The organism is Streptomyces sp. NPDC002742 (genome assembly GCF_042888885.1).
Lineage (GTDB): Bacteria > Actinomycetota > Actinomycetes > Streptomycetales > Streptomycetaceae > Streptomyces.
In genome coordinates this window covers 19,150-44,742 of the sequence record NZ_JBIAQF010000008.1, presented here as the reverse complement: position 1 = coordinate 44,742, position 25,593 = coordinate 19,150, and the positions used below count along the sequence as shown (strand labels likewise).

Annotated in this window: 25 protein-coding genes; 15 read left to right on the top strand and 10 right to left on the bottom strand. The window is 69.4% G+C overall.

Translation table 11 applies throughout. The annotated features are described in order from the left end of the window. Positions 1-4: 4 nt before the first annotated feature. The 4 genes from tpiA (at position 5) to pgi (ending at position 3,922) form a co-directional block, all read left to right on the top strand. On the top strand, positions 5-781 hold the full coding sequence (tpiA, locus tag ACFYW8_RS16030) for a triose-phosphate isomerase (protein WP_365874405.1): 777 nt from the start codon (positions 5-7) through the stop codon (positions 779-781). Positions 782-879: 98 nt separating this feature from the next. Then, positions 880-1,116 (top strand): preprotein translocase subunit SecG, encoded by a 237-nt coding sequence (gene secG / locus ACFYW8_RS16025; protein WP_261703385.1) that lies wholly within the window; start codon positions 880-882, stop codon positions 1,114-1,116. Between the two features lie 237 nt (positions 1,117-1,353). Beyond that, a complete protein-coding gene (locus tag ACFYW8_RS16020) occupies positions 1,354-1,689 on the top strand; it encodes an RNA polymerase-binding protein RbpA (RefSeq protein ID WP_003957010.1) in 336 nt (111 codons plus the stop codon). A 580-nt stretch (positions 1,690-2,269) separates the two neighbouring features. Continuing rightward, entirely contained in the window at positions 2,270-3,922 is a 1,653-nt protein-coding gene (gene pgi / locus ACFYW8_RS16015) for a glucose-6-phosphate isomerase (protein WP_389074187.1), read from the top strand. 67 nt (positions 3,923-3,989) lie between these two features. Here pgi and pgl read toward each other — a convergent pair whose 3' ends face one another. Genes pgl through tkt form a run of 5 tightly spaced genes read right to left on the bottom strand, consistent with a single transcriptional unit; the run spans position 3,990 to position 10,601 of the window. After that, complete coding sequence (gene pgl, locus ACFYW8_RS16010) at positions 3,990-4,772, bottom strand: 6-phosphogluconolactonase (protein WP_389074182.1); 783 nt, start codon at positions 4,770-4,772, stop codon at positions 3,990-3,992. Beyond that, positions 4,769-5,836, bottom strand: coding sequence for a glucose-6-phosphate dehydrogenase assembly protein OpcA (gene opcA, locus ACFYW8_RS16005; RefSeq protein ID WP_365874412.1), 1,068 nt, complete (start codon positions 5,834-5,836; stop codon positions 4,769-4,771). Before opcA ends, pgl begins: the two co-directional genes overlap by 4 nt. Next, positions 5,833-7,359, bottom strand: coding sequence for a glucose-6-phosphate dehydrogenase (zwf, locus tag ACFYW8_RS16000; protein WP_365874472.1), 1,527 nt, complete (start codon positions 7,357-7,359; stop codon positions 5,833-5,835). The genes opcA and zwf overlap by 4 nt, the downstream gene beginning before the upstream one ends. A 1-nt stretch (position 7,360) precedes the next feature. Further along, positions 7,361-8,479, bottom strand: a complete 1,119-nt coding sequence (gene tal / locus ACFYW8_RS15995; protein ID WP_389074178.1) for a transaldolase — start codon at positions 8,477-8,479, stop codon at positions 7,361-7,363. A 34-nt stretch (positions 8,480-8,513) separates the two neighbouring features. Continuing rightward, the gene (tkt, locus tag ACFYW8_RS15990) at positions 8,514-10,601 is read right to left on the bottom strand and encodes a transketolase (RefSeq protein ID WP_365874415.1); all 2,088 of its coding nucleotides are present in this window, start codon (positions 10,599-10,601) and stop codon (positions 8,514-8,516) included. Between the two features lie 354 nt (positions 10,602-10,955). Here tkt and ACFYW8_RS15985 point away from each other — a divergent pair, with 354 nt between their 5' ends. The 3 genes from ACFYW8_RS15985 to ACFYW8_RS15975 all read left to right on the top strand — a co-directional run bounded on the left by ACFYW8_RS15985 (position 10,956) and on the right by ACFYW8_RS15975 (position 13,660). Continuing rightward, positions 10,956-11,942 (top strand): heme o synthase, encoded by a 987-nt coding sequence (locus ACFYW8_RS15985; RefSeq protein WP_389075093.1) that lies wholly within the window; start codon positions 10,956-10,958, stop codon positions 11,940-11,942. Positions 11,943-12,069: 127 nt separating this feature from the next. Continuing rightward, the gene (locus ACFYW8_RS15980; RefSeq protein ID WP_389074171.1) at positions 12,070-12,426 is read left to right on the top strand and encodes a hypothetical protein; all 357 of its coding nucleotides are present in this window, start codon (positions 12,070-12,072) and stop codon (positions 12,424-12,426) included. Between the two features lie 127 nt (positions 12,427-12,553). Further along, positions 12,554-13,660: an amidohydrolase family protein gene (locus ACFYW8_RS15975; RefSeq protein ID WP_389074166.1), complete on the top strand. Its 1,107-nt coding sequence runs from the start codon at positions 12,554-12,556 to the stop codon at positions 13,658-13,660. Between the two features lie 109 nt (positions 13,661-13,769). On the opposite strand, the gene ACFYW8_RS15970 is transcribed toward ACFYW8_RS15975, so the two are convergent. The 4 genes from ACFYW8_RS15970 to ACFYW8_RS15955 are packed head-to-tail and all read right to left on the bottom strand — an operon-like array spanning position 13,770 to position 17,419. Then, entirely contained in the window at positions 13,770-14,777 is a 1,008-nt protein-coding gene (locus ACFYW8_RS15970) for a COX15/CtaA family protein (protein WP_365874423.1), read from the bottom strand. Between the two features lie 58 nt (positions 14,778-14,835). Further along, positions 14,836-15,651, bottom strand: a complete 816-nt coding sequence (locus ACFYW8_RS15965) for an ABC transporter permease (protein ID WP_389074159.1) — start codon at positions 15,649-15,651, stop codon at positions 14,836-14,838. Next, positions 15,648-16,571 carry an ABC transporter ATP-binding protein gene (locus ACFYW8_RS15960; RefSeq protein WP_389074154.1) on the bottom strand — a complete coding sequence of 308 codons (924 nt, stop codon included), beginning with the start codon at positions 16,569-16,571 and terminating at the stop codon, positions 15,648-15,650. The genes ACFYW8_RS15965 and ACFYW8_RS15960 overlap by 4 nt, the downstream gene beginning before the upstream one ends. 11 nt (positions 16,572-16,582) lie before the next feature. Beyond that, a complete protein-coding gene (locus tag ACFYW8_RS15955) occupies positions 16,583-17,419 on the bottom strand; it encodes an aminoglycoside N(3)-acetyltransferase (protein ID WP_389074149.1) in 837 nt (278 codons plus the stop codon). Between the two features lie 161 nt (positions 17,420-17,580). On the opposite strand from ACFYW8_RS15955, the gene ACFYW8_RS15950 reads away from it, so the two are divergent. From ACFYW8_RS15950 to ACFYW8_RS15915, 8 genes are read left to right on the top strand one after another with little or no spacing between them, the layout of a single operon-like run. Further along, entirely contained in the window at positions 17,581-18,324 is a 744-nt protein-coding gene (locus tag ACFYW8_RS15950; RefSeq protein ID WP_365874431.1) for a metalloregulator ArsR/SmtB family transcription factor, read from the top strand. Then, complete coding sequence (sufB, locus tag ACFYW8_RS15945; RefSeq protein WP_389074142.1) at positions 18,321-19,742, top strand: Fe-S cluster assembly protein SufB; 1,422 nt, start codon at positions 18,321-18,323, stop codon at positions 19,740-19,742. Before ACFYW8_RS15950 ends, sufB begins: the two co-directional genes overlap by 4 nt. A gap of 58 nt (positions 19,743-19,800) precedes the next feature. Beyond that, positions 19,801-20,982 carry a Fe-S cluster assembly protein SufD gene (gene sufD / locus ACFYW8_RS15940; protein WP_389074137.1) on the top strand — a complete coding sequence of 394 codons (1,182 nt, stop codon included), beginning with the start codon at positions 19,801-19,803 and terminating at the stop codon, positions 20,980-20,982. Next, complete coding sequence (locus ACFYW8_RS15935; protein ID WP_389074132.1) at positions 20,982-21,305, top strand: bifunctional 3-phenylpropionate/cinnamic acid dioxygenase ferredoxin subunit; 324 nt, start codon at positions 20,982-20,984, stop codon at positions 21,303-21,305. Before sufD ends, ACFYW8_RS15935 begins: the two co-directional genes overlap by 1 nt. Before the next feature lie 7 nt (positions 21,306-21,312). Continuing rightward, positions 21,313-22,086 (top strand): Fe-S cluster assembly ATPase SufC, encoded by a 774-nt coding sequence (sufC, locus tag ACFYW8_RS15930; RefSeq protein WP_365874437.1) that lies wholly within the window; start codon positions 21,313-21,315, stop codon positions 22,084-22,086. Beyond that, complete coding sequence (locus tag ACFYW8_RS15925; protein ID WP_365874439.1) at positions 22,083-23,339, top strand: cysteine desulfurase; 1,257 nt, start codon at positions 22,083-22,085, stop codon at positions 23,337-23,339. Before sufC ends, ACFYW8_RS15925 begins: the two co-directional genes overlap by 4 nt. Positions 23,340-23,355: 16 nt before the next feature. Then, on the top strand, positions 23,356-23,820 hold the full coding sequence (sufU, locus tag ACFYW8_RS15920; RefSeq protein ID WP_365874441.1) for a Fe-S cluster assembly sulfur transfer protein SufU: 465 nt from the start codon (positions 23,356-23,358) through the stop codon (positions 23,818-23,820). Then, positions 23,817-24,275 (top strand): metal-sulfur cluster assembly factor, encoded by a 459-nt coding sequence (locus tag ACFYW8_RS15915; RefSeq protein ID WP_389074124.1) that lies wholly within the window; start codon positions 23,817-23,819, stop codon positions 24,273-24,275. Before sufU ends, ACFYW8_RS15915 begins: the two co-directional genes overlap by 4 nt. A 92-nt stretch (positions 24,276-24,367) precedes the next feature. Here the strand turns inward: ACFYW8_RS15915 and ACFYW8_RS15910 are convergent, their stop codons facing one another. Continuing rightward, on the bottom strand, positions 24,368-25,363 hold the full coding sequence (locus ACFYW8_RS15910; protein WP_389074121.1) for an AbfB domain-containing protein: 996 nt from the start codon (positions 25,361-25,363) through the stop codon (positions 24,368-24,370). Positions 25,364-25,593: the final 230 nt, after the last annotated feature.

Here is a 25,593-nt window from a genome sequence, read left to right as displayed (position 1 = left end):
CTAGATGAGCACGCGCACGCCGCTGATGGCGGGCAACTGGAAGATGAACCTCAACCACCTCGAGGCCATCGCGCACGTCCAGAAACTCGCCTTCGCCCTGGCGGACAAGGACTACGAGGCCTGTGAGGTCGCCGTCCTTCCGCCCTTCACCGACCTGCGCTCCGTGCAGACCCTGGTCGACGGCGACAAGCTCAAGATCAAGTACGGTGCCCAGGACCTCTCGGCGCAGGACTCCGGTGCCTACACCGGCGAGATCTCCGGCTCGATGCTGGCCAAGCTGAAGTGCACGTACGTGGCGATCGGCCACTCCGAGCGCCGTCAGTACCACAACGAGACCGACGAGATCGTGAACGCGAAGGTCAAGGCCGCCTACAAGCACGGTCTGACCCCGATCCTGTGCGTGGGCGAGGAGCTGGACGTCCGCGAGGCGGGCAACCACGTCGCGCACACGCTCGCGCAGGTCGAGGGCGGTCTGAAGGACCTCCCGGCCGAGCAGGCCGAGTCCGTCGTGATCGCGTACGAGCCCGTCTGGGCCATCGGCACCGGCAAGGTCTGCGGTGCCGACGACGCGCAGGAGGTCTGCGCCGCGATCCGCGCCAAGCTCGCCGAGCTGTACTCGCAGGAGCTGGCCGACCAGGTCCGTATCCAGTACGGCGGCTCGGTGAAGTCCGGAAACGTCGCCGAGATCATGGCGAAGCCCGACATCGACGGCGCTCTGGTCGGTGGCGCGTCGCTGGACACCGACGAGTTCGTCAAGATCGTCCGGTTCCGCGACCAGTAAGTATGCGGTAGCGGCGATTCGTCGTACCCTTGCGGGGGTCTGGTGCCGTTGCACCGGGCCCCCGTCGTCCATCCAGTTCCGAGGAAGTTGGTCCAGCCGTGGTTTTGGGGTTCTCGATCGCCCTGATCGTCTTCAGCCTGCTGCTGATGCTGCTGGTGCTGATGCACAAGGGAAAGGGCGGCGGCCTGTCCGACATGTTCGGTGGCGGCATGCAGTCGTCCGTCGGCGGCTCCTCGGTCGCCGAGCGCAACCTGGACCGCATCACGCTGATGATCGGTCTGCTCTGGTTCGCGTGCATCGTCGTGCTCGGTGTCCTGATGAAGATCAACAACTGATCGCCGATCGACATCGGTACGGCAGTACACCTGCTCATTACGCAAGCACATTCCGTACGTAAGGCCCCATGTCCGGTACGCGCCTCCAAGCGCCGCCTATCATGGGGCTTGCGTCTAGGGGTGGGGAGGTAACTCCAATCACTGGACGCGCGTTGGGCCTTACGTAGACTGAGGCGGCTCGCAGCGAAGCGTCACGCCGACTCGCTTCGCGGCACCATCACGCAGGGAGTTACGACCGTGGCAAGTGGCAACGCGATCCGAGGAAGCCGGGTCGGGGCGGGGCCGATGGGCGAGGCCGAGCGCGGCGAGTCCGCGCCGCGGCTGCGCATCTCCTTCTGGTGCTCCAACGGGCACGAGACGCAGCCCAGCTTCGCCAGCGACGCGCAGGTTCCCGACACCTGGGACTGTCCGCGCTGCGGCTTCCCCGCCGGACAGGACCGGGACAACCCGCCGGACCCGCCGCGTACCGAGCCCTACAAGACGCACCTCGCGTACGTACGGGAGCGGCGCAGCGACGCGGACGGCGAGGCGATCCTCGCCGAGGCGCTCGCCAAACTGCGGGGCGAGATCTAGGAGTTGAGAGCCGGCCGGGCACCCACAGGTGTCTGGCCGGAACCGTTTCACGGCGACTTCGCGGCCGGGACACCGCCCCGTCGCCGGTTCCGGGATGCCCGGTTCGCGGGCCCACCGTGCGGGTAGCCGTGCCGCGGAGTGATTCCCCGCCGCGCCCGATCGTCGTACCGTGCCTGAATCGTCGTACCGGGCGCCGGGTTCACGCATCGCGCCCGGATCCCGCGGCCGGGCGGCGCGGAGCGACAGCCGGGTCACGCCGATGCAGCAGCGCGCCCCGGAATTCACGCTGAGCGCGTCAGCCCGGCATTCCGCACGGCCTCGGCCTCGGGCACCCCGCCCCGGGCACCGCCGGGCGGCCGGGCGCGGCGGCCCGCGGGCCGAACGGAGCGGCACGGTTCGCGGCCCGGGTCTTCACGTTCGCCGTCATCGCGCTGACACCTGAGGTCAAGCACGACGTATCTGTTGTTGAGCCGGAGGACGCACTACGACAGCTCGTGTCCAGCCCTGATCAATTAGGTTGGGACCGGCAGCGGGGCAAGGTACGCAGCAGCACAGGCAGGAAAGAAGGCGGAAGTCCGAGATGAACGCAGAAAGCCGTACCCGGCTCAACCAGACACCCGAGTGGACAGCTCTGGCCAAGCACCGCGAGGAGCTCGCGGACACCCATCTGCGCGACCTGTTCTTGGCCGACCCCGCGCGCGGCTCCGGCTACTCGCTCCAGGTCGGCGATCTGCACGTCGACTACTCCAAGCATCTGATCACCGACGAGACGCTGCGACTGCTGCGCGAGCTGGCCACCGCCACCGATGTGTTCGGGCTGCGGGACGCGATGTTCCGGGGCGAGAAGATCAATACGACCGAGGACCGGGCGGTGCTGCACACCGCGCTGCGGGCGCCGCGGGACGCGGTGGTCGAGGTCGACGGGGAGAACGTCGTGCCGGCCGTGCACGCCGTGCTCGACAAGATGGCCGGCTTCGCCGAGCGGGTCCGCTCGGGCGAGTGGACCGGGCACACCGGCAGGCGCATCAAGAACGTCGTCAACATCGGCATCGGCGGCTCCGACCTGGGCCCCGCGATGGCGTACGAGGTGCTGCGCTCGTTCACCGACCGCGACCTCACGCTCCGGTTCGTGTCGAACGTCGACGGCGCCGATCTGCACGAGGCCGTGCGGGACCTGGACCCGGCGGAGACGCTGTTCGTCATCGCCTCGAAGACGTTCACCACGATCGAGACGATCACGAACGCCACCTCCGCGCGTGACTGGCTGCTGACCGGTCTGAAGGCCGGGCCGGAGGCGGTGGCGCGGCACTTCGTGGCGCTGTCGACGAACGCCGAGAAGGTCTCCGACTTCGGGATCGACACCGCCAACATGTTCGAGTTCTGGGACTGGGTCGGCGGACGCTACTCCTACGACTCGGCGATCGGCCTCTCGCTGATGATCGCGATCGGTCCGGACCGCTTCCGCGAGATGCTCAACGGCTTCAACCTGGTCGACGAGCACTTCCGCACCGCCCCGGCCGAGGCCAACGTCCCTTTGCTGCTGGGTCTGTTGGGGGTCTGGTACGGCAACTTCCACGACGCGCAGTCGCACGCCGTGCTGCCGTACTCGCACTACCTGTCGAAGTTCACCGCGTATCTCCAGCAGCTCGACATGGAGTCGAACGGCAAGTCCGTGGACCGTGACGGCCGCCCGGTCGAGTGGCAGACCGGCCCGGTGGTGTGGGGCACGCCCGGCACCAACGGCCAGCACGCGTACTACCAGTTGATCCACCAGGGCACGAAGCTGATCCCCGCCGACTTCATCGGTTTCGCCGAGCCCGTGGCCGACCTGCTGCCGGGGCTGGTCGCCCAGCACGACCTGCTGATGGCGAACTTCTTCGCGCAGACGCAGGCCCTGGCCTTCGGCAAGACTCCCGACGAGGTGCGTGCCGAGGGGGTGCCCGAGGAACTGGTGCCGCACAAGACGTTCCAGGGCAACCACCCCACGACCACGATCCTGGCGAGGGAGCTGACCCCCTCGGTCCTCGGCCAGCTGATCGCCCTCTACGAGCACAAGGTGTTCGTCCAGGGCGCGATCTGGAACATCGACTCCTTCGACCAGTGGGGCGTCGAGCTCGGCAAGGTGCTCGCCAAGCGCGTCGAGCCGGCCCTGACCGACGGCGCCGACGTGCCGGGACTGGACGAGTCGACCAAGGCCCTGGTCGCCAAGTACCGGACGCTGCGCGGCCGTTAGGCCCTGAATGCGGGGAAGCGGGCGGTGGGAGTCCGCCCGCTTCCCGTAACGCTGTTTCGCTCCCCGCTCAGGCGGAAGCCGGTGGATACAGCGAGCGCGGCAGCTGGGATGCCGCCGCCGCGTCCAGGAGCCACAGGGTGCGTGAGCGGCCGTACGCGCCGGCGGCCGGGGCCTGGATCTCACCCGCGCCGGACAGGGCGATGGCGGCCGCCTCCGCCTTGTCCTCGCCGGCCGCGAGCAGCCACACCTCGCGGGCGGAGCGGATCGCGGGCAGCGTCAGCGAGATCCGGGTCGGCGGCGGCTTGGGCGCTCCGTGCACGCCGACCACCGTCCGCTCCGTCTCCCGCACCGCGGGCAGCTCAGGGAAGAGCGAGGCCACGTGGGTGTCCGGGCCGACCCCCAGCATCAGGACGTCGAAGGACGGGACCGGGCCGTGGTTCTCCGGACCGGCGGCCTTCGCGAGCTCCGCCGCGTACGCCTCCGCCGCCGCCTCCACGTCGGCGCCGTGCGGACCGTCGGACGCGGGCATCGAGTGCACCCGGGCCGGGTCCAGCGGCACCGAGTCGAGCAGGGCCGCGCGGGCCTGGGTGTCATTGCGCTCGGGATCGCCCTCGGGGAGGTAGCGCTCGTCGCCCCACCACAGGTCGAGACGCGCCCAGTCGACGGCGTCCCGGGCGGGCGCGGACGCGAGCGCCGCGAGGAGCCCGTTTCCGTTGCGCCCGCCGGTGAGCACGATCGACGCGTAGCCGCGCGAGGCCTGCGCGTCCACGATCTTCGTGATCAGCCGCGCCGCCGCGGCCTGGGCCATCAGTTCCTTGTCGCGGTGGACGACGAGCTGCGGAGTGTTCACTCGGCGGCCGCCCTGTCGGCCGCGGCCTTCTTGGCGAGCGCCCTCTCGGCCACGTCCGCGGGGGTCTCCTTGACGGCCGGGGCCGCCTTCGTGGCGGTGGCGGTACCGCCCGAGGATCCGGCTCCGGCGGCGTCCGCCGCCGTGTTCAGCCGGTTCACCCCGTAGCGCAGCGCCGAGGCGTAGGTGTCGTCCGGGTCGAGACGGCGCAGCTCCTCCGCCATCAGCTCGGCCGTGTCGCGGCGCTTGAGCGCCACCGCGCGGTCGGGCTGCCCCTGGATGGACAGCGTGGCGAGCGTGCCGTCGGCGCGGTCCAGGACGATCGGGCCGCAGCTCGTCTCCAGCCGCACCGCGGTGAGGCCGGGGCCCGAGGACAGCGACCGCTTGACGGGGACCTCCAGCCGGTCCGCGAGCCACATCGCGAGCAGCTCGCAGCTCGGGTTGAACTCCTCGCCCTCCACCTCGACCGCGTCCACGTCGCAGGTGACCTGGTCCAGGGCCGCGGCCAGCATCGAACGCCAGGGCGTGATGCGGGTCCACGACAGGTCCGTGTCGCCGGGGGTGTAGGCATCGGCGCGGGCGTTGAGCTCCCGTACCGGGGCCTCGGCGGCGTAGGTGTCGGTGACCCGGCGCTGGGCGAGCGAGCCGAGCGGGTCGTTCGCCGGGTCGAGCGGCGCGTTCACCGGCCACCAGACGACGACGGGCGCGTCCGGGAGCAGCAGCGGCAGGACGACCGACTGGGCGTGGTTGATCACCTCGCCGTACAGGCGCAGCACCACCGTCTCGCCGGTGCCGGCCTCCGCCCCGAGCTGTACCTCGGCGTCGAGGCGCGACTTCGTGCGGTCGCGGGGCGATCGGGAGACGCGCTTGATGACCACGAGGGTGCGCGAGGGGTGCTCGCGCGAGGCCTCGTTGGCGGCCTTCAGGGCGTCGTAGGCGTTCTCCTCGTCGGTGACGATGACCAGGGTGAGCACCATGCCGACGGCGGGCGTGCCGATGGCGCGGCGGCCCTGGACGAGTGCCTTGTTGACCTTGCTGGCCGTGGTGTCCGTGAGATCGGTCTTCATGGGCGACGCCAGCTCCGTCCGTCTCGCTCGAGCATTTCGTCCGCCTCGACGGGACCCCAGGTGCCCGAGGGGTACTGCGCGGGCTTGCCGTGCTTGTCCCAGTACTGCTCGATCGGGTCGAGGATCTTCCAGGACAGCTCGACCTCCTCGGTGCGCGGGAAGAGGTTCGAGTCACCGAGCAGCACGTCGAGGATCAGGCGCTCGTACGCCTCCGGGCTCGACTCCGTGAAGGACTCGCCGTACGCGAAGTCCATCGAGACGTCCCGGATCTCCATGGAGGTGCCGGGGACCTTGGAGCCGAAGCGGACCGTGACGCCCTCGTCGGGCTGGACGCGGAAGACGATCGCGTTCTGGCCCAGCTCCTCCGTCGCCGTGTGGTCGAAGGGGGAGTGCGGGGCGCGCTGGAAGACGACCGCGATCTCGGTGACACGGCGGCCCAGACGCTTTCCGGTGCGCAGGTAGAACGGGACTCCCGCCCAGCGGCGGTTGTCCACCTCCACCTTGATCGCGGCGAAGGTGTCGGTCTTCGACTTGGGGTCGATGCCGTCCTCCTGGAGGTAGCCGACGACCTTCTCGCCGCCCTGCCACCCCGCCGCGTACTGGCCGCGGACCGTGCTCCTGCCCAGGTCCTTCGGCAGCCGGGTCGCGCCGAGCACCTTGGTCTTCTCCGCGGCGAGCGCGTCCGCGTCGAAGGAGGAGGGCTCCTCCATGGCGGTCAGCGCCATCAGCTGGAGCAGGTGGTTCTGGATGACGTCACGGGCGGCGCCGATGCCGTCGTAGTAGCCGGCCCGGCCGCCGATGCCGATGTCCTCGGCCATGGTGATCTGCACGTGGTCGACGAAGGACCGGTTCCAGATCGGCTCGAACATCGTGTTGGCGAAGCGCAGCGCCAGGATGTTCTGGACCGTCTCCTTGCCCAGGTAGTGGTCGATGCGGAAGACCTGGTCCGGGGCGAAGACCTCGTGCACGATCGAGTTGAGTTCCTCGGCCGACTTGAGGTCGTGACCGAAGGGCTTCTCGATGACCGCGCGCCGCCAGGAGCCGTTCGACTGGTCCGCCAGCCGGTGCTTCTTCAGCTGCTGGATGACCACCGGGAACGCGGACGGCGGCACGGACAGGTAGAAGGCGAAGTTGCCGCCCGTGCCCTGTGCCTTGTCCAGCTCGTCGATCGTGGAGCGCAGCCGCTCGAAGGAGTCGTCGTCGTCGAAGGTGCCCTGGACGAAGCGCATGCCCTGGACGAGCTGCTGCCAGACCTCCTCGCGGAAGGGCGTACGGGCGTGCTCCTTGACCGCGTCGTGGACCTCCTGGGCGAAGTCTTCGTGGGCCCACTCGCGACGGGCGAACCCGACGAGGGAGAAGCCCGGCGGCAGCAGTCCCCGGTTGGCGAGGTCATACACCGCGGGCATCAGCTTTTTACGTGACAAATCGCCCGTGACGCCGAAGATGACCAGGCCCGACGGCCCCGCGATGCGCGGGAGCCGTCGGTCTGCGGGGTCACGCAGCGGGTTGCTGCTCGACAAGATTTCAGCCCTCCGAAGGGGCGAGGCGCTGGAGCTCCGCCTCGGTCGACTTGAGCAGGTCGTTCCAGGCGGACTCGAACTTCTCGACGCCCTCGTCCTCAAGGAGCTGGACCACGTCGTCGTACGCGATCCCGAGCTTCTCGACGGCGTCGAGTTCGGCGCGGGACTGCTCGTACGTACCGGCGATGGTGTTGCCGGTGATCTGACCGTGGTCCTCGGTGGCCTCCAGCGTGGCCTCCGGCATGGTGTTCACCGTGTTGGGCGCGACCAGCTCGTCGACGTACAGGGTGTCCTTGTACGCCGGGTCCTTGACACCGGTCGAGGCCCACAGCGGACGCTGCTTGTTGGCCTGCGCCCGGTCGAGGACGGCCCAGCGGTCGGTGGAGAAGACCTCTTCGTACGCCTCGTAGGCGAGCCGGGCGTTGGCGACGCCCGCCTTGCCGCGGGCGGCCTTGGCCTCGGGGGTGCCCAGGGCGTCGAGCCGCTTGTCGATCTCGGTGTCCACACGGGACACGAAGAAGGACGCCACGGAGTGGATCTTCGAGAGGTCCAGGCCGCGCTCCTTGGCCTTCTCCAGGCCGAGGAGGAAGGCCTCCATGACCTCGCGGTAGCGCTCCAGCGAGAAGATCAGCGTGACGTTGACGCTGATACCGAGGCCGATGACCTCGGTGATCGCCGGCAGACCCGCCTTGGTGGCCGGGATCTTGATGAGGGTGTTCGGGCGGTCCACCAGCCAGGCCAGCTGCTTGGCCTCGGCGATGGTCGCCGGGGTGTTGTGCGCAAGACGCGGGTCGACCTCGATCGAGACCCGGCCGTCCTGGCCGCCGGTCGCGTCGAAGACGGGGCGCAGGATGTCGGCGGCGTCGCGGACGTCCGCCGTCGTGATCATGCGGATGGCTTCCTCGACGGTGACCTTGCGGGCGGCGAGTTCGGAAACCTGCTGCTCGTAACCGTCTCCGCTGCTGATCGCCTTCTGGAAGATCGACGGGTTGGTGGTGACGCCCACGACGTGCTGCTGGTCGATCAGTTCGGCAAGGTTGCCGGACGTGATCCGCTTGCGCGAAAGGTCGTCCAGCCAGATCGCGACGCCTTCCTCGGAGAGGCGCTTGAGTGCGTCTGTCATGGAAATTGCATCTCCTACGTGTCGTTTGTCGGCGTCAGCGCTGGGCTGCGGCGATCGATTCCCGGGCGACTTCGGCGACGTTCTCGGCAGTGAAACCGAATTCGCGGAAGAGCACCTTGCCGTCGGCCGAAGCACCGAAGTGCTCCAGCGAAACAATGCGTCCGGCGTCCCCGACGAACCGGTGCCAGGTGAGGCCGATTCCTGCCTCGACCGAGACACGGGCCTTCACCGAAGGCGGCAGGACGCTGTCCCGGTACCCCTGGTCCTGCTCGTCGAACCACTCCACGCAGGGCATGGACACGACGCGCGTGGGGATGCCCGCGGCCTGGAGCTGCTCGCGCGCCTCGACGGCCACGTGCACCTCGGAGCCGGTGCCGATCAGGATGACCTCGGGCGAGCCGCCCTCGGCCTCGAACAGCACGTAGCCGCCCTTGGCGGCGTTCTCGTCCGCCTCGTACGTCGGAACGCCCTGACGGGTCAGCGCGAGACCGTGCGGGGCGCCCTTGCCGTACACCTTGGTGTAGCGCTTGAGGATCTCGCGCCAGGCGATGGCCGTCTCGTTGGCGTCCGCGGGACGGACGACGTTGAGGCCGGGGATGGCGCGCAGCGAGGCGAGGTGCTCGACCGGCTGGTGCGTCGGACCGTCCTCGCCGAGGCCGATCGAGTCGTGCGTCCAGACGTACGTCACCGGCAGGTGCATCAGGGCCGACAGACGGACCGAGTTGCGCATGTAGTCGGAGAACACCAGGAAGGTGCCGCCGTAGATACGGGTGTTGCCGTGCAGCGCGATGCCGTTCATCTCCGCGGCCATGGAGTGCTCGCGGATGCCGAAGTGGATCGTGCGGCCGTACGGGTCGGCCTCCGGCAGCGGGTTGTCCGCCGGGAGGAACGAGCTGTTCTTGTCGATCGTGGTGTTGTTCGAGCCGGCCAGGTCGGCGGAACCGCCCCACAGCTCGGGGATGACCGCGCCGAGCGCCTGCAGCACCTTGCCGGACGCGGCGCGGGTGGCGACACCCGTGCCCGCCTCGAAGACGGGGAGCTTCTCCTCCCAGCCGCTCGGCAGCTCGGTCGCCGCGATGCGGTCGTACTCCGCCGCGCGCTCCGGGTTGGCGGTACGCCAGGCGGCGTAGCCCTTCTCCCACTCGGCCTTGGCCTGGGCACCCCGGTCCAGGGCCTGGCGGGTGTGGGCCAGTACCTCGGCGGCGACGTCGAAGGACTTCTCGGGGTCGAAGCCGAGGACGCGCTTGGTGGCCGCCACCTCGTCGTCGCCGAGCGCCGAGCCGTGCGCGGCCTCGGTGTTCTGCGCGTTCGGGGCGGGCCAGGCGATGATCGAGCGCATCGCGATGAACGACGGCTTGTCCGTCACCTTCTTCGCGGCCTCGATGGCGTTGTAGATGGCGTGCGGGTCGAGGTCGCCGTCCGGCTTCGGGGCGACGCGCTGGACATGCCAGCCGTACGCCTCGTAGCGCTTGGCGGTGTCCTCGGAGACCGCGGTCTCGGTGTCGCCCTCGATCGAGATGTGGTTGTCGTCCCACAGGAGCACGAGGTTGCCGAGCTTCTGGTGCCCGGCCATGGAGGAGGCCTCCGCGGAGATGCCCTCCTGGAGGCAGCCGTCACCGGCGATCGCGTAGATGAAGTGGTCGAACGGGGACTCGCCCTGCGGCGCGTCCGGGTCGAACAGACCGCGCTCGTAGCGGGCGGCCATCGCCATGCCCACCGCGTTGGCGACACCCTGGCCGAGCGGCCCGGTCGTGGTCTCCACGCCCGGCGTGTGCCCGTACTCGGGGTGACCGGGGGTCCTGCTGCCCCAGGTCCGGAAGGACTCGAGGTCGTCCAGCTCCAGGCCGAACCCGGCCAGGTAGAGCTGGGTGTAGAGGGTCAGGGAAGAATGGCCGGCGGACAGCACGAAGCGGTCGCGTCCAACCCAGTCGGTGTCCGCCGGGTCGTGCCGCATCACCTTCTGGAAGAGGGTGTAGGCGGCGGGCGCCAGGCTCATGGCCGTACCGGGATGGCCGTTGCCGACCTTCTGTACGGCATCGGCGGCCAGGACGCGGGCGGTGTCGACCGCCCGCTGGTCCAGCTCGGTCCACTCGAGGTCTGTGGTGGTCGGCTTGGTGCTCACCCTGGGTCAGGGCTCCTCTCCACATGTCACACATGTCGATATGCCGGTGCACTGGGCGCCCCGGCCGTTGTCGAGCCTACCCCCGTGAGTACGTGCGTTTTTTCGAGTCATTCCAGACTGCCGGGACTCGTCGGGATCCGCCTCCCGACTGGGATGTTCCTGGTTCGACACGTGAATACGGAGCCGCTCGTCCGAGTGCTCAATCGAGTGTCGATCAGCTCTTCCAGCGGCACTCCTCAACACGAGCACACCCCCGCGAATGCCGGGGTCTGGGCAACGTCTACAGTGGCGTGGTACGCGTGAGCCTTTACGGGGAATTCATTCCCGGGGCTTGCTGGGATGTCTCTGTCAGGGGTGTGCGTGACGGCCGTCGAATCCCGTCCAGCGGCTGGGGGCACCTCCCACGCCGTTAGGGCTGTGGGGGAGCTCGGGACGAGCAGCAGCCGGGGCCGGCGGCCGTTCGGGGCCCGTCTGAAGGCGTTCGTGGCGCTGACCAAGCCGCGGATCATCGAACTGCTGCTGATCACCACCGTTCCGGTGATGTTCCTGGCCCAGCAGGGCGTGCCCGACCTGAAGCTGGTGCTCCTCACCTGCCTCGGCGGCTACCTGTCCGCGGGCGGCGCCAACGCGCTGAACATGTACATCGACCGCGACATCGACGCCCTCATGGAGCGCACCTCGCAGCGCCCGCTCGTCACCGGCATGGTCAGCCCGCGTGAGTGCCTCGCGTTCGGCGTCACGCTGGCCGTCGTGTCGACCCTGCTGTTCGGTCTGGCCGTCAACTGGCTGTCCGCCTGGCTGTCGCTCGGAGCGCTCCTCTTCTACGTCGTCGTCTACACGATGATCCTCAAACGCCGTACCTCGCAGAACATCGTGTGGGGCGGCATCGCCGGCTGTCTGCCCGTCCTCATCGGCTGGTCGTCCGTCACGAACTCCATGTCGTGGGCGCCGGTCATCCTCTTCCTCGTCATGTTCTTCTGGACGCCGCCCCACTACTGGCCGCTGTCCATGAAGGTGCGCGAGGACTACGCGCGCGTGGGCGTGCCGATGCTGCCCGTCGTCGCGAGCAACAAGGTGGTCGCCCGCCAGATCGTCATCTACAGCTGGGTGATGGTCGCGGTCTCGCTGCTGCTCACCCCGCTCGGGTACACGGGCTGGTTCTACACCGTGGTCGCGCTCGGCGCGGGCGGGTTCTGGCTGTGGGAGGCCCACGGCCTGCAGAACCGGGCCAAGGCCGAGGTGACCGGCGGCAAGCTCAAGGAGATGCGGCTGTTCCACTGGTCGATCACCTACGTGTCGATCCTCTTCGTGGCCGTAGCGGTGGACCCCTTCCTCCGCTAGACCGCCCGCTCCCCGCCATCCGCCGGAGCGAAACCGAGGGCTTCGGAGCCGAAAGCCCCGGGTGCGTGGCCAAGGCCACGCACCCCTCCCGTCGCCGTCTGATCTACCCGTCGGTAGCATCCTGGCCATGGCAGACACCCAGCAGATCGACGAGACCCCCGGCACCGTGCACGACCCCAAGGCCGAGCGTGCCGCCGCCAAGCTCGCGCACCGGATCACCGCCTTCTCCAAGGCGCACGGCGGGGCCGAGGCGCAGGTCGCCTACATCGGACAGCGTGGCGCCCGCATCGTGCTCGTCGGCGAGGACGGCGGCTGGGGCGACCTCGTGGCGACGAGCTACGAGATCGCCGAGGACGCCGTGAAGAAGGCCGGGATCACCGTCCACGAGGCCTTCGACGGAGAGTTCGCGGCCAAGGTCAAGACCGGTCCTTACGAGTGGAAGCGCATGGCCGGCATCCAGCTCGGTGGCCCCGCCAACGACTGACGGGTCACCCGTCGCACGGACGGCCGACAATCGTCGGCTGTTCGCACGGGGTGTGCGCGACCAACACCTGACACCCGGCTCAGCCGTTAGGACCTGGAAAGCAACGGTCCATTCGCGGGGAGTCCGGATGATCGAAACGCCGTCCCTGGTGGACCAGTACTGCCACGGCGTACTGCGGACGGAGCTGGGCCTCGGCACGTTCGAGGCCCACCTCGCCGGAACCGAGGGGCCACCGGCCGCCGGCACCACCTTCTTCGACACCCAGACCGGGTTCGCCGTACGACGCTGGTGCCCACCCCTGCTCGGGCTCGAACCGCACTGCACGCCCGCCCGCTATCTGGCCCGGCGCCGCGAACTCGGCGTACTGGAATCGGGCCGCAGACTGCTGCGCGGCAGCGGCATCACCACCTATCTCGTCGACACCGGGCTGCCCGGCGATCTGACCGGGCCGGGCGAGATGGCCTCCACGGGAGCCGCCAGGGCACACGAGATCGTCCGTCTCGAACTGCTCGCCGAACAGGTCGCCGACACCTCCGGGACCGTCGAGTGCTTTCTCGCCAATCTCGCCGAGTCCGTCCACGGAGCCGCCGCGAACGCCGTGGCCTTCACCTCCGTCGCGGGCGTGCGGCACGGTCTGGCACTGGCCCCCGAACCGCCGGGGCCGGGGGAGGTACGTGGAGCGGCGGGCCGTTGGCTCGCCGGCCGCCGGGTGGGCGCCACGCTCACCGACCCCGTCCTGCTCCGCCATCTGCTGTGGATCGCGGTCGCTTCGGGCCTGCCCCTGCAGTTGCACGCCGGACACGGCGAGCCCGGACAGCGCATCGACCGAGCCGATCCGGTGCTGCTCACCGACTTCGCCCGCGCCACGGCCGGCCTCGGCACCGACCTGGTCCTGCTGCACGGCTACCCGTACCACCGGCACGCGGCCCACCTCGCCTGGGTCTTCCCGCATGTGTACGCGGACCTGGGCGCCGCTCTCGTCCGCACCGGCGCACGGGCGGCGGCCGTCCTCGCCGAGATCCTGGAACTCGCCCCCTTCGGCAAACTCCTCTTCTCCAGCGGAGCACATGGCCTGCCCGAACTCCATGTGATCGGAGCACACACCTTCCGTGAGGCGCTCGCACGGGTGCTCGGCGACTGGGTCGCCGAAGGGGCCTGGTCGCCGGCCGACGCCCAGCGGGTGGCGGCCCTGATCGCGGCGGGGAACGCCCGTCGGGTGTACTCGGTGGAGTGAATCCGTCCACGCACGGGACGCGGACCCGCGCGCGGCGCACGCACGCGTGGAGAGGCGCACGCACGCGTGAAGGTGCCGTTGTACGGCGCGAGGGTGCCCCGCCCAGGCGCTACGCGCGCGTGAGCGCCGATTTCGTCGCGGGACCCGGCAGATCCGCCACGGCCTCCGGACGTTCGCGCAGGGCCAGCAGGACGCGCAGCACGCCGATCCACACCAGGCAGGAGCCGAGCATGTGCAGGGCGACCAGGGCCTCGGGCAGGTCGGTGAAGTACTGGACGTAGCCGATGACGCCCTGGGACAGGAGGATCAGGAACAGGTCGCGGGTACGCCGCAGCGGACCCTGGGGAGCGTCGACCGCCTTGAGGACGAACCACAGGGCGAAGGCCAGTGTGACGACGATCCAGGCCAGTACGGCGTGCAGCTTGGCGACGTTCTCCCAGCTGACGTGGATGCGGTCGACCTTGCTGGAGTCACCCGCGTGCGGGCCGGCGCCGGTGACGACCGTGCCGACCGCGATCAGCAGGACAGCGGCGGCCACCAGGAACCACACGAGCTGCCGCACCGACTTGCCGACGAGCGGACGCGCCGCCGCGTCGCCCTCGCGGGTGCGCTGCCACATGAGCGCGGCGACGGTGATGAGCGCGGTGGAGAGCAGGAAGTGGGCGGCGACCGTGTAGGGGTTGAGGCCGACCAGGACGACGATGCCACCGAGGATCGCGTTGCTCATCACGATCCAGAACTGGGCCCAGCCGAGCCGGGTGAGGCTCCGCCGCCACGGCTTCTGCGAGCGGGCGGCGATGATCGCCCACCCGACGGCGGCGCACAGCACGTACGTCAGCATGCGGTTGCCGAACTCGATGGCGCCGTGCAGGCCCATCGCGCTCGTCGCCGTGAGCGAGTCGTCGGTGCACTTGGGCCAGGTCGGGCAGCCGAGGCCGGAGCCGGTGAGCCGCACGGCACCGCCGGTGACCACGATGACGACCGCCATGACGAGCGCGGCGAGGGCCGCGCGCTGCACCGTCCGGGAGGTCGGGGTCCAGCGTTCGGCGATGAAGGCGAGCGGGTTGCGCACCGCGCTGAGGGCGTCGGCTCGGGTCAGGTTCTGCACGCGCACCATCGTAGGGGGCCGCTTGTGCACGCTTTCACGAGGGTCGGCCGCGCGGCGGACCATCCGGTCATTCCCAGCGGAAGAACCGGCCGGCCGCGCCCAGCCCCACGACCGCCCAGACCGCCAGGATCCCCAGGTCGGCCCAGGGCATCCCGGCTCCGTGCTGGAGCACGTCCCGCAGACCGTCGGAGAGCGCCGAGATGGGCAGCAGACCGAGCACGTCCTGGGCGCCGGAGGGGAACTTGTCCATCGGCACGATCACCCCGCCGCCGACCAGGAGCAGCAGGAAGACGAGGTTGGCGGCGGCCAGTGTCGCCTCGGCCTTGAGCGTGCCCGCCATGAGCAGACCCAGCCCGGAGAAGGCCGCTGTGCCGAGGACCAGCAGGAGCAGGACGGCGAGCGGGTTGCCGTGCGGCGACCAGCCCAGCGCGAAGGCGATCACGGTGAGCAGGATCACCTGAAGGATCTCCGTGACCAGCACCGACGCCGTCTTCGCGGTCATCAGGCCCCAGCGGGGGAGCGGGGAGGCGGCCAGTCGCTTCAGGACGCCGTACCGGCGCTCGAAGCCCGTGGCGATCGCCTGGCCGGTGAACGCCGTCGACATCACGGCGAGCGCCAGGATTCCCGGCGCCAGGAAGTCGACCGCCTTGCCCGCACCCGTGTCGATGATGTCGACCGAGCTGAACAGGACGAGCAGCAGCGTCGGGATGACGACGGTGAGGAGGAGCTGCTCGCCGTTGCGGAGCAGCATCCTCGTCTCCAGCGCGGCCTGCGCGCGGATCATGCGGGGCAGCGGGGCGGCGCCCGGCTTCGGGGTGTACGTACCGGCGGTGGTCACGAGCGCGGCTCCTTGCCGGTCGGTTCCAAGCTGGGCCTGACTCATGAGCGCAGCTCCTTGCCGGTCAGTTCCAAGAAGACGTCTTCCAGGGTGTGGCGTTCGACCGAGATCTTCTCCGGCATCACGCCGTGCTGGGCGCACCAGGACGTCACGGTCGCCAGCAGCTGCGGGTCGACCTTGCCGCCGATCCGGTAGGCCCCCGGTGTCAGCTCGGCCGCCGTGCAGTCCGCGGGGAGGGCCTTCAGCAGGGAGCCCACGTCGAGCCCGGGGCGGCCGGTGAAGCGCAGGGTGTTCTCGGCGCCGCCGCGGCACAGCTCCTCGGGGGAGCCCTGGGCGACGACCCGGCCCGCGTCGATGATCGCGACATCGTCGGCGAGCTGCTCGGCCTCGTCCATGTAGTGCGTGGTGAGGATCACGGAGACACCGTCGGACCGCAGGTCGCGGACCAGGTCCCAGGTGGCGCGGCGGGCCTGCGGGTCGAGACCGGCGGTCGGCTCGTCCAGGAAGACCAGCTCGGGGCGGCCGACGACCGCCATGGCGAGCGCGAGGCGCTGCTGCTGGCCGCCCGACAGCTGCCGGTACGTCGTCCGGCCGCAGCCCTCCAGACCGAGCCGTTCGATGAGCGCGTCCACGTCCAGGGGATGGGCGTGCAGTTTCGCGACATGGCGGAGCATCTCGTCCGCGCGGGCGCCCGAGTAGACGCCGCCGGACTGGAGCATCACGCCGATACGGGAGTGCAGCTCCCCGGACTGTCTCGCCGGATCGAGGCCCAGGACGCGCACCGTGCCGGAGTCAGGCCTGCGGTATCCCTCGCAGGTCTCGACCGTGGTCGTCTTGCCCGCGCCGTTGGGTCCGAGTACGGCGGTGATGCCCGCCGTGGCCACCAGGTCGAGGCCGTCCACCGCGGTCTTCGTGCCGTACCGCTTCACCAGGGCCTGGACCTGGACCACGGGCTCGCTTCGCATGAGGAGCAAGTCTAGGGACGTCCGCGCGGCCGGGAACCGCCGGGGGCGACATCCGCGTAGAGGTCCCGTGGCCGGTGCAGCGGCAGCCACCGCTCCGCGTACGCCACCGCGTCGGCCACCGGGAAGAGCCGAGCCCCGGCCGCGCCCACGGTGCCCCGTACGACGGGACGGTCCCGTTCGAAGTCGGCTCCCAGCTCCTCGAACAGCTCTGAGGTGATCGACACCTCCCGCACTTTCTCCCAGCCCCTCGGGGACGGCCGTCCGACCTCCACGACGGGCGAGGGGATGCGGTATTCGGCCAGGTGGAAGCTGGTGCAGGTGCCGTAGCCCGCGCCGAGGAGCAGGACGCGCGCACCGCTCGCCTCCAGGCGGGCCAGCGGGCTCCGCTCGCCGAGCCGGCAGTCGGGCGCGTGCCCGTCCACGATCGCCGCCGCGCGCGGGCCGAGCGCCGCGAAGGAGGTCTCCGGGTGCGCGCTGCGCAGGGCGCCGGGCCAGTTGCGGACGGTCTCGGGTATCACGCCGACCCCGCGGGAGGGCGTCACTCGGGGGTCGTAGGCGGGCATGGTCGCCCGAATGGTCGCCCACCACTCCTCGGGAACCGGCGGGCGGCTCCACAGAGCCGGGTCGGAGAGGTCGCCGGACTGCGTCGGGACCACCAGGGTGCCGTGCGGACCGAGGGCGTCGAGCAAGCCTTGTACGACGGCCACGGGGCCGCCGTTGACCCATCCGAGAGCACTGAGCGAGGAGTGCGCGAGAAGCGTTTCTCCCGGTCGTACGCCCAGGGCGCGCAGGTCCCCGGCGAGGGTGTCCCGAGTTACGAGTGGGCCGGTCGGAGGGGGTGTCGGCATGGTTCGGCAGTCTCCCCGAGAGACGGTCCGTACACCAGCGAATTGATCGATCAAAGATCGTTCGCCCAGGTCACATTAGGTATACCTAAGTGATGCAGCGCACCGGCCGCCCGGAGGGGGGCGGCTTGTCAGGCCCTGAGGAATTACGCAACAATGGTGTTGTGAAAAACGTTGGCGAGGCTCGGGAGACCCCCACGGGGGCCCCGCAGGAGGAACTCGCGACCGGTGAGCGCTCGACGCGCAACCGGATCGCGCGGTCCATCCTGGACCACGGCCCGTCGACCGTCGCCGACCTGGCGGGCCGGCTGGGGCTGACCCAGGCCGCCGTACGCCGTCATCTCGACGCGCTGGCCGCCGACGACGTCGTGGAAGCACGTGAGCAGCGGGTCTACGGAGCGCGTACGCGCGGACGTCCCGCCAAGGTGTTCGCCCTGACCGACTGCGGCCGGGACGCCTTCGACCAGTCCTACGACAAGCTCGCCGAGGACGCCCTGCGCTGGATCGCCGAGCGCGAGGGCGGCGACGAGGCGATCCTCTCCTTCGCCCGCGCCCGGATCGCCGCGCAGGCCGGGGCGTACCGCGAGGCCATCGAGGCCGCGACCCCCGAGGAACGCACGGAAGCGCTGGCCAAGGCACTGAGTGCCGACGGGTACGCTGCCACGGCGCGCAGCGCACCGGTCGGCGAGCAGCTCTGCCAGCACCACTGCCCGGTCGCGCATGTCGCCGAGCGCTTCCCGCAGCTGTGCGAGGCGGAGACGGAGTTCTTCTCCCAGCTGCTCGGCACGCATGTCCAGCGACTGGCCACCATCGCCCATGGCGACGGGGTGTGCACGACGTTCATCCCCAAGATTTCGCAAACCACTCATAACGCATCTGCAAGCACGGCCGGGAGGAACCCCGCATGACGCTCCCCACGGAGACTGCCCACCCCGAACTCGATGGCCTGGGCAAGTACGAATACGGCTGGGCCGACTCCGACACGGCCGGTGCCTCTGCCAAGCGCGGCATCAACGAGGACGTCGTCCGCGACATCTCCTCGAAGAAGAACGAGCCCGAGTGGATGACCAAGCTCCGCCTCAAGGGCCTGCGCCTCTTCGAGAAGAAGCCCATGCCCAACTGGGGTTCCGACCTGTCGGGCATCGACTTCGACAACATCAAGTACTTCGTGCGCTCCACGGAGAAGCAGGCGGAGTCCTGGGAGGACCTGCCCGAGGACATCAAGAACACGTACGACAAGCTCGGCATCCCGGAGGCGGAGAAGCAGCGCCTCGTCGCCGGTGTCGCGGCCCAGTACGAGTCCGAGGTCGTCTACCACCAGATCAACGAAGAGCTCGAGGCGCAGGGTGTCATCTTCATGGACACCGACACGGCGCTCAAGGAGCACCCGGAGCTCTTCAAGGAGTACTTCGGCACCGTCATCCCGGTGGGTGACAACAAGTTCGCGTCGCTGAACTCCGCGGTGTGGTCCGGCGGCTCGTTCATCTACGTGCCGAAGGGCGTGCACGTCGAGATTCCGCTCCAGGCCTACTTCCGTATCAACACGGAGAACATGGGTCAGTTCGAGCGGACCCTGATCATCGTCGACGAGGGTGCCTACGTGCACTACGTCGAGGGCTGTACGGCGCCGATCTACTCCTCGGACTCCCTGCACTCCGCGGTGGTCGAGATCATCGTGAAGAAGGGCGGCCGCTGCCGCTACACGACCATCCAGAACTGGTCGAACAACGTCTACAACCTGGTCACCAAGCGCGCCGTGGCGTACGAGGGCGCGACCATGGAGTGGATCGACGGCAACATCGGCTCCAAGGTCACCATGAAGTACCCGGCCGTCTACCTGATGGGCGAGCACGCCAAGGGCGAGACCCTGTCCATCGCCTTCGCGGGCGAGGGGCAGCACCAGGACGCCGGCTCCAAGATGGTCCACATGGCGCCGAACACCTCCTCGAACATCGTGTCGAAGTCCGTGGCGCGCGGTGGCGGCCGTACGTCCTACCGCGGTCTCGTCGAGATCGGCGAGGGCGCCCACGGCTCGAAGTCGAACGTGCTCTGCGACGCGCTGCTCGTCGACACCATCTCCCGCTCCGACACGTACCCGTACGTGGACGTCCGCGAGGACGACGTGTCCATGGGCCACGAGGCGACCGTCTCCAAGGTCTCCGACGACCAGCTCTTCTACCTGATGAGCCGCGGTCTGACCGAGTTCGAGGCGATGGCGATGATCGTGCGCGGCTTCGTCGAGCCGATCGCCAAGGAACTGCCCATGGAGTACGCCCTTGAGCTCAACCGGCTGATCGAGCTCCAGATGGAAGGCTCGGTCGGCTAAGCGCCGGCCGCCGTATCCATCAAGCCACTCACGCAAGAAAGCGAGCAGACCGACAGCCATGGCTGAGGCTCTTAACATCCCGGTGGGCAGCACGACCGCCGGCCAGATCGCGGTGGCCGCCGAGTCGACCGTCGCCACGCGCATGAGCGCGCCCCCCTCCTTCGACGTGGCGGACTTCCCGGTCCCCCACGGCCGCGAGGAGGAGTGGCGGTTCACCCCGCTGGAGCGCCTGCGCGGGCTGCACGACGGCACCGCCGTCGCGACCGGCGAAGGTGTACGGATCGACGTAGAGGCCCCCGAGGGCGTCACCGTCGAGACCGTCACCCGCGACGACGCGCGGATCGGCAAGGCCGGCACCCCGGTGGACCGCGTCGCCGCCCAGGCGTACTCGGCGTTCGAGAAGGCCGGTGTCATCACCGTCCCCAAGGAGACGGTGCTCACCGAGCCCGTCCGGATCGCCGTGCACGGCCAGGGCGGGGTCGCCTACGGCCACCAGGTCATCGAACTGGGAGCCTTCGCCGAGGCCGTCGTCGTCATCGACCACACCGGTGACGCGGTGCTCGCCGCCAACGTCGACTACGTCCTCGGCGACGGCGCCAAGCTGACCGTCGTCTCCGTCCAGGACTGGGACGACAAGGCGGTCCACGTCGGCCAGCACAACGCGCTGATCGGCCGCGACGCCACCTTCAAGTCGTTCGTGGTCACCTTCGGCGGCGACCTCGTACGCCTCCACCCGCGCGTCACCTACGCGGGCACCGGCGGCGAGGCCGAGCTCTTCGGCCTGTACTTCACCGACGCCGGCCAGCACCAGGAGCACCGCCTCCTGGTCGACCACAACACCCCGCACTGCAAGTCCAACGTCGCCTACAAGGGCGCGCTCCAGGGCGAGGGCGCGCACGCGGTCTGGATCGGCGACGTCCTCATCGAGGCCAAGGCCGAGGGCACGGACACCTACGAGATGAACCGCAACCTGGTTCTGACCGACGGCGCCCGCGTCGACTCCGTGCCGAACCTGGAGATCGAGACCGGTGAGATCGTCGGCGCCGGCCACGCCTCCGCGACCGGCCGTTTCGACGACGAGCAGCTCTTCTACCTGATGGCCCGCGGCATCCCGGCCGACGAGGCCCGCCGTCTGGTGGTCCGCGGCTTCTTCGCCGAACTGGTCCAGCAGATCGGCGTCGACGACATCGAAGAACGCCTTCTCGTGAAGATCGACGAGGAGCTGGAGGCGTCGCTCTGATGCCCGGCACCTTCGTGCGCGTCTGTGGGCTGAGCGAGCTGGAGGAGGACACCCCGAAGCGGGTGGAACTCGACGGCACGCCGGTCTCGGTCGTGAAGACCGAGGGGGAGGTGTTCGCGATCAACGACATCTGCTCGCACGCGAACGTCTCGCTCTCCGAGGGCGAGGTGGAGGACTGTCAGATCGAGTGCTGGCTGCACGGCTCCGCGTTCGACCTCCGCACCGGCAAGCCGTCCGGCCTTCCCGCGACGCGCCCCGTCCCCGTTTACCCCGTAAAGATCGAAGGGGACGACGTGCTCGTCTCCCTCAACCAGGAGTCCTGAGGAACCCATGGCAACGCTTGAAATCCACGACCTGCACGTCACCGTCGAGGCCGACAACGCCACGAAGGAGATCCTCAAGGGCGTCGACCTGACCGTGAAGCAGGGCGAGACGCACGCCATCATGGGCCCCAACGGCTCGGGCAAGTCGACCCTCGCCTACTCGCTCGCGGGCCACCCGAAGTACACGATCACCAGCGGCACCGTCACCCTCGACGGCGAGGACGTCCTGGAGATGTCCGTCGACGAGCGCGCCCGCGCGGGCCTGTTCCTGGCGATGCAGTACCCGGTCGAGATCCCCGGCGTCTCGGTCTCCAACTTCCTGCGCACCTCCGCCACCGCCGTCCGCGGCGAGGCACCCAAGCTGCGTACGTGGGTGAAGGAGGTCAAGGAGACCATGGCGCGCCTCTCCATGGACCCGGCCTTCGCCGAGCGCAACGTCAACGAGGGCTTCTCCGGCGGTGAGAAGAAGCGCCACGAGATCCTTCAGCTGGAGCTGCTCAAGCCGAAGATCGCGATCCTCGACGAGACCGACTCCGGCCTGGACGTCGACGCCCTGCGCGTCGTCTCCGAGGGCGTCAACCGCGTCCGCGAGACCGGTGAGGTGGGCACCCTGCTCATCACCCACTACACGCGCATCCTGCGCTACATCAAGCCCGACTTCGTGCACGTCTTCTCCGGCGGCCGCATCGTCGAGTCCGGCGGCGCCGAGCTCGCCGACAAGCTGGAGAACGAGGGCTACGAGTCGTACGCAGTCGACGTGAAGGGTGGCGTATCCGCGTGACGCAGCTGCCGGGCCTCCTCGACACCGAGGCGATCCGCAAGGACTTCCCCATCCTGGACCGTCAGGTCCACGACGGCAAGAAGCTGGTGTACCTGGACAACGCGGCGACCTCGCAGAAGCCGCGCCAGGTCCTGGACGCCCTGAACGAGTACTACGAGCGCTACAACGCCAACGTCCACCGCGGTGTGCATGTGCTCGCCGAGGAGGCCACGGCGCTGTACGAGGGCGCGCGCGACAAGGTCGCCGCGTTCATCAACGCGCCGAGCCGCGACGAGGTGATCTTCACCAAGAACGCCTCCGAGTCGCTCAACCTCGTGGCCAACATGCTGGGCTGGGCCGACGAGCCCTACCGCGTCGACCACGAGACCGAGATCGTCATCACGGAGATGGAGCACCACTCCAACATCGTCCCGTGGCAGCTGCTGTCGCAGCGCACCGGCGCGAAGCTGAAGTGGTTCGGCCTCACCGACGACGGCCGCCTCGACCTGTCGAACATCGACGAGATCATCACGGAGAAGACGAAGATCGTCTCCTTCGTGCTGGTGTCGAACATCCTGGGCACCGTGAACCCGGTCGAGGCGATAGTGCGCCGCGCCCAGGAGGTCGGCGCCCTGGTCCTGATCGACGCCTCGCAGGCCGCGCCGCACATGCCGCTCGACGTCCAGGCCCTCCAGGCCGACTTCGTGGCCTTCACCGGTCACAAGATGTGCGGTCCGACGGGCATCGGCATCCTCTGGGGCCGCCAGGAACTCCTGGAGGACCTTCCGCCGTTCCTCGGCGGCGGCGAGATGATCGAGACCGTGTCGATGCACTCGTCGACGTACGCGCCGGCGCCGCACAAGTTCGAGGCGGGCACCCCGCCGATCGCGCAGGCGGTCGGTCTGGGCGCGGCGATCGACTATCTCTCCGGCATCGGCATGGACAAGATCCTCGCCCACGAGCACGCGCTCACCGAGTACGCGGTGAAGCGGCTCGCGGAGGTCCCCGACCTCCGGATCATCGGCCCCACCACGGCCGAGGACCGCGGCGCGGCGATCTCGTTCACGCTCGGCGACATCCACCCGCACGACGTGGGCCAGGTTCTCGACGAGCAGGGCATCGCGGTCCGGGTCGGTCACCACTGCGCCCGTCCGGTCTGCCTGCGGTACGGAATTCCTGCGACCACGCGGGCGTCGTTCTATCTGTACTCCACGCCGTCCGAGATCGACGCTCTGGTCGACGGCCTGGAGCACGTACGGAACTTCTTCGGCTGAGGGGCTGGCTGGGAACGTGAAGCTGGATTCGATGTACCAGGAAGTCATCCTGGACCACTACAAGCACCCGCACGGGCGCGGTCTCCGGGACGGCGACGCCGAGGTGCACCACGTCAATCCCACGTGCGGTGACGAGATCACCCTGCGCGTGAAGTACGACGGCGAGCGGATCGAGGACATCTCGTACGAGGGCCAGGGCTGCTCGATCAGCCAGGCCTCCGCCTCCGTACTGAACGACCTGCTGGTCGGCAAGGACGTGTCCGACGCGCAGAAGATCCAGGAGACCTTCCTGGAACTGATGCAGTCCAAGGGCCGTATCGAGCCCGACGACGCGATGGAGGAGGTGCTGGAGGACGCGGTCGCGTTCGCCGGCGTCTCCAAGTACCCGGCCCGGGTCAAGTGCGCCCTCCTCAGCTGGATGGCGTGGAAGGACGCGACGGCCCAGGCTCTGGGCGACAGCGCCGAGAGGAAGACGGCATGAGCGAGAACACTGTGACATCGGACGAGACCGCTGTGACGTCGGACGAGACCGCTGTGACGTCGGACGAGTCCGTCGTGGCGGCGGGCGAGACCGCTGTGACGTCCGGCGAGACCGCCGTCGCGTCGGGCGAGAGCCTGACGACGAAGCCGGCGTCGGAGGAAGAGGTCCGCGAGGCGCTCTACGACGTCGTCGACCCCGAGCTGGGCATCGACGTCGTCAACCTCGGCCTCATCTACGGCATCCACATCGACGACGCGAACATCGCGACGATCGACATGACCCTGACGTCCGCGGCCTGTCCGCTCACCGACGTCATCGAGGACCAGGCCAAGTCCGCCACGGACGGCCTCGTCAACGAGCTGCGCATCAACTGGGTCTGGATGCCGCCGTGGGGCCCGGACAAGATCACGGACGACGGCCGCGAGCAGCTTCGCGCGCTCGGCTTCAACGTCTGAGCCTTCGGCACTTCGGTACTTCGGCAGGCCTTGGCGCGGGGCGGCACCTTCGGGTGCCGCCCCGTCGCGTTTTCCCCGGGGATGCCCGGAACTCAGACCAAGCCCCGCACAAGGCGGAACGCCGAGTCCGCCCGGTAGAGCCTGCCGCGCTCGTTCCGCCCCAGGCGGAGCTGGAAGTCGCGGTGGCGCAGGAAGCGGCCCGGGTAGTTGACCGACTCCAGCATGACGGCGCCGGAGTAGGAGGACGCGCGGGGGCAGAAGGTGGCGTCCTTCCGGAAGAGGTCGGAGCCGTCGTAGCGGTCGGCGCGCAGGACGAAGTCGCGGTGGCGCAGGTAGGAGCCGTCGGCGGTGGCGAAGGAGTAGCAGGAGGACTTGGCCAGTCCTTGGACCACCTTGAAGCTGGCGGTGCGCCGGGTCGCGGCCGGGCTGCCCGGACCCACCGGGTCGAGCCGGACCTGTCCGCCGCTCAGGTGCCAGAAGCGGTCGGGATAGTTGACCGCCTGGACCGACTTCCACACAGAGGCCGGCCGCTGCGAGGAAGCGGTGCCGGACCCGGCGGTTGTCGACGCTCCGGGGTGGGGCCGGTTTCCGGAACCCTGGTCCGACGGTCCGGGCGACACGGAATCCCGCGACGGGGAGTCAGCTGACGCTGAACCAGCTGACGCGGAATCGGGTGAGGCCGGGAGTGAAGTCCCCGGTGACGCCAGGGCGTTCTTCCCGGCCGGGGCCGTGGTCACTCCGGCGGGGGCGCCGAGAAGGAAGGGATTCGCCGTGTCGGCCGTGGTCCTGTTGTCCGCCCGATTCTGTGATGGATCGTCAGAATGGTTCGCCTGTACGGCAATCACGGCCACGACGGCGATGGTCGCGGCCACCGCGAGGCCGCCTGCCAGCCAGAGCCGCCGCGTCCCGGGCAGCCGGCCCTCGTCACCCTGCCCGACCGCCTCCCAGGGCGCCGGGGACACGGGGACGAGGTCGGTCGACACCGGGTAGGGCGTGCCGTGCGGGGTGGGGCGCCAGGGAACGATCTCCCTGGAGAGGGCGGGCCCGTCGGGACCGTCGGCCCCGGATCCGGGCGTCACTTCTGGCATACGCGTTCCTAAGCGGGAGGGCGAGCGCGCGAGGGGGCGAAACGAGGGGGTGAAGCGAGGGGGTGAAGCGAGGGGGTGAAGCGAGGGGGTGAAGCGAGGGGGTGAAGCGAGGAGTGGAGGGTGTGGCACACGGAGCGGACGGTCATGGAGACCCGGTGTGCGACTGGTGAAACAGTAGTGGAACAGGTGACTTCTGAGCAGGTGTTTCCCGCTGCGATACCAGGAATCGT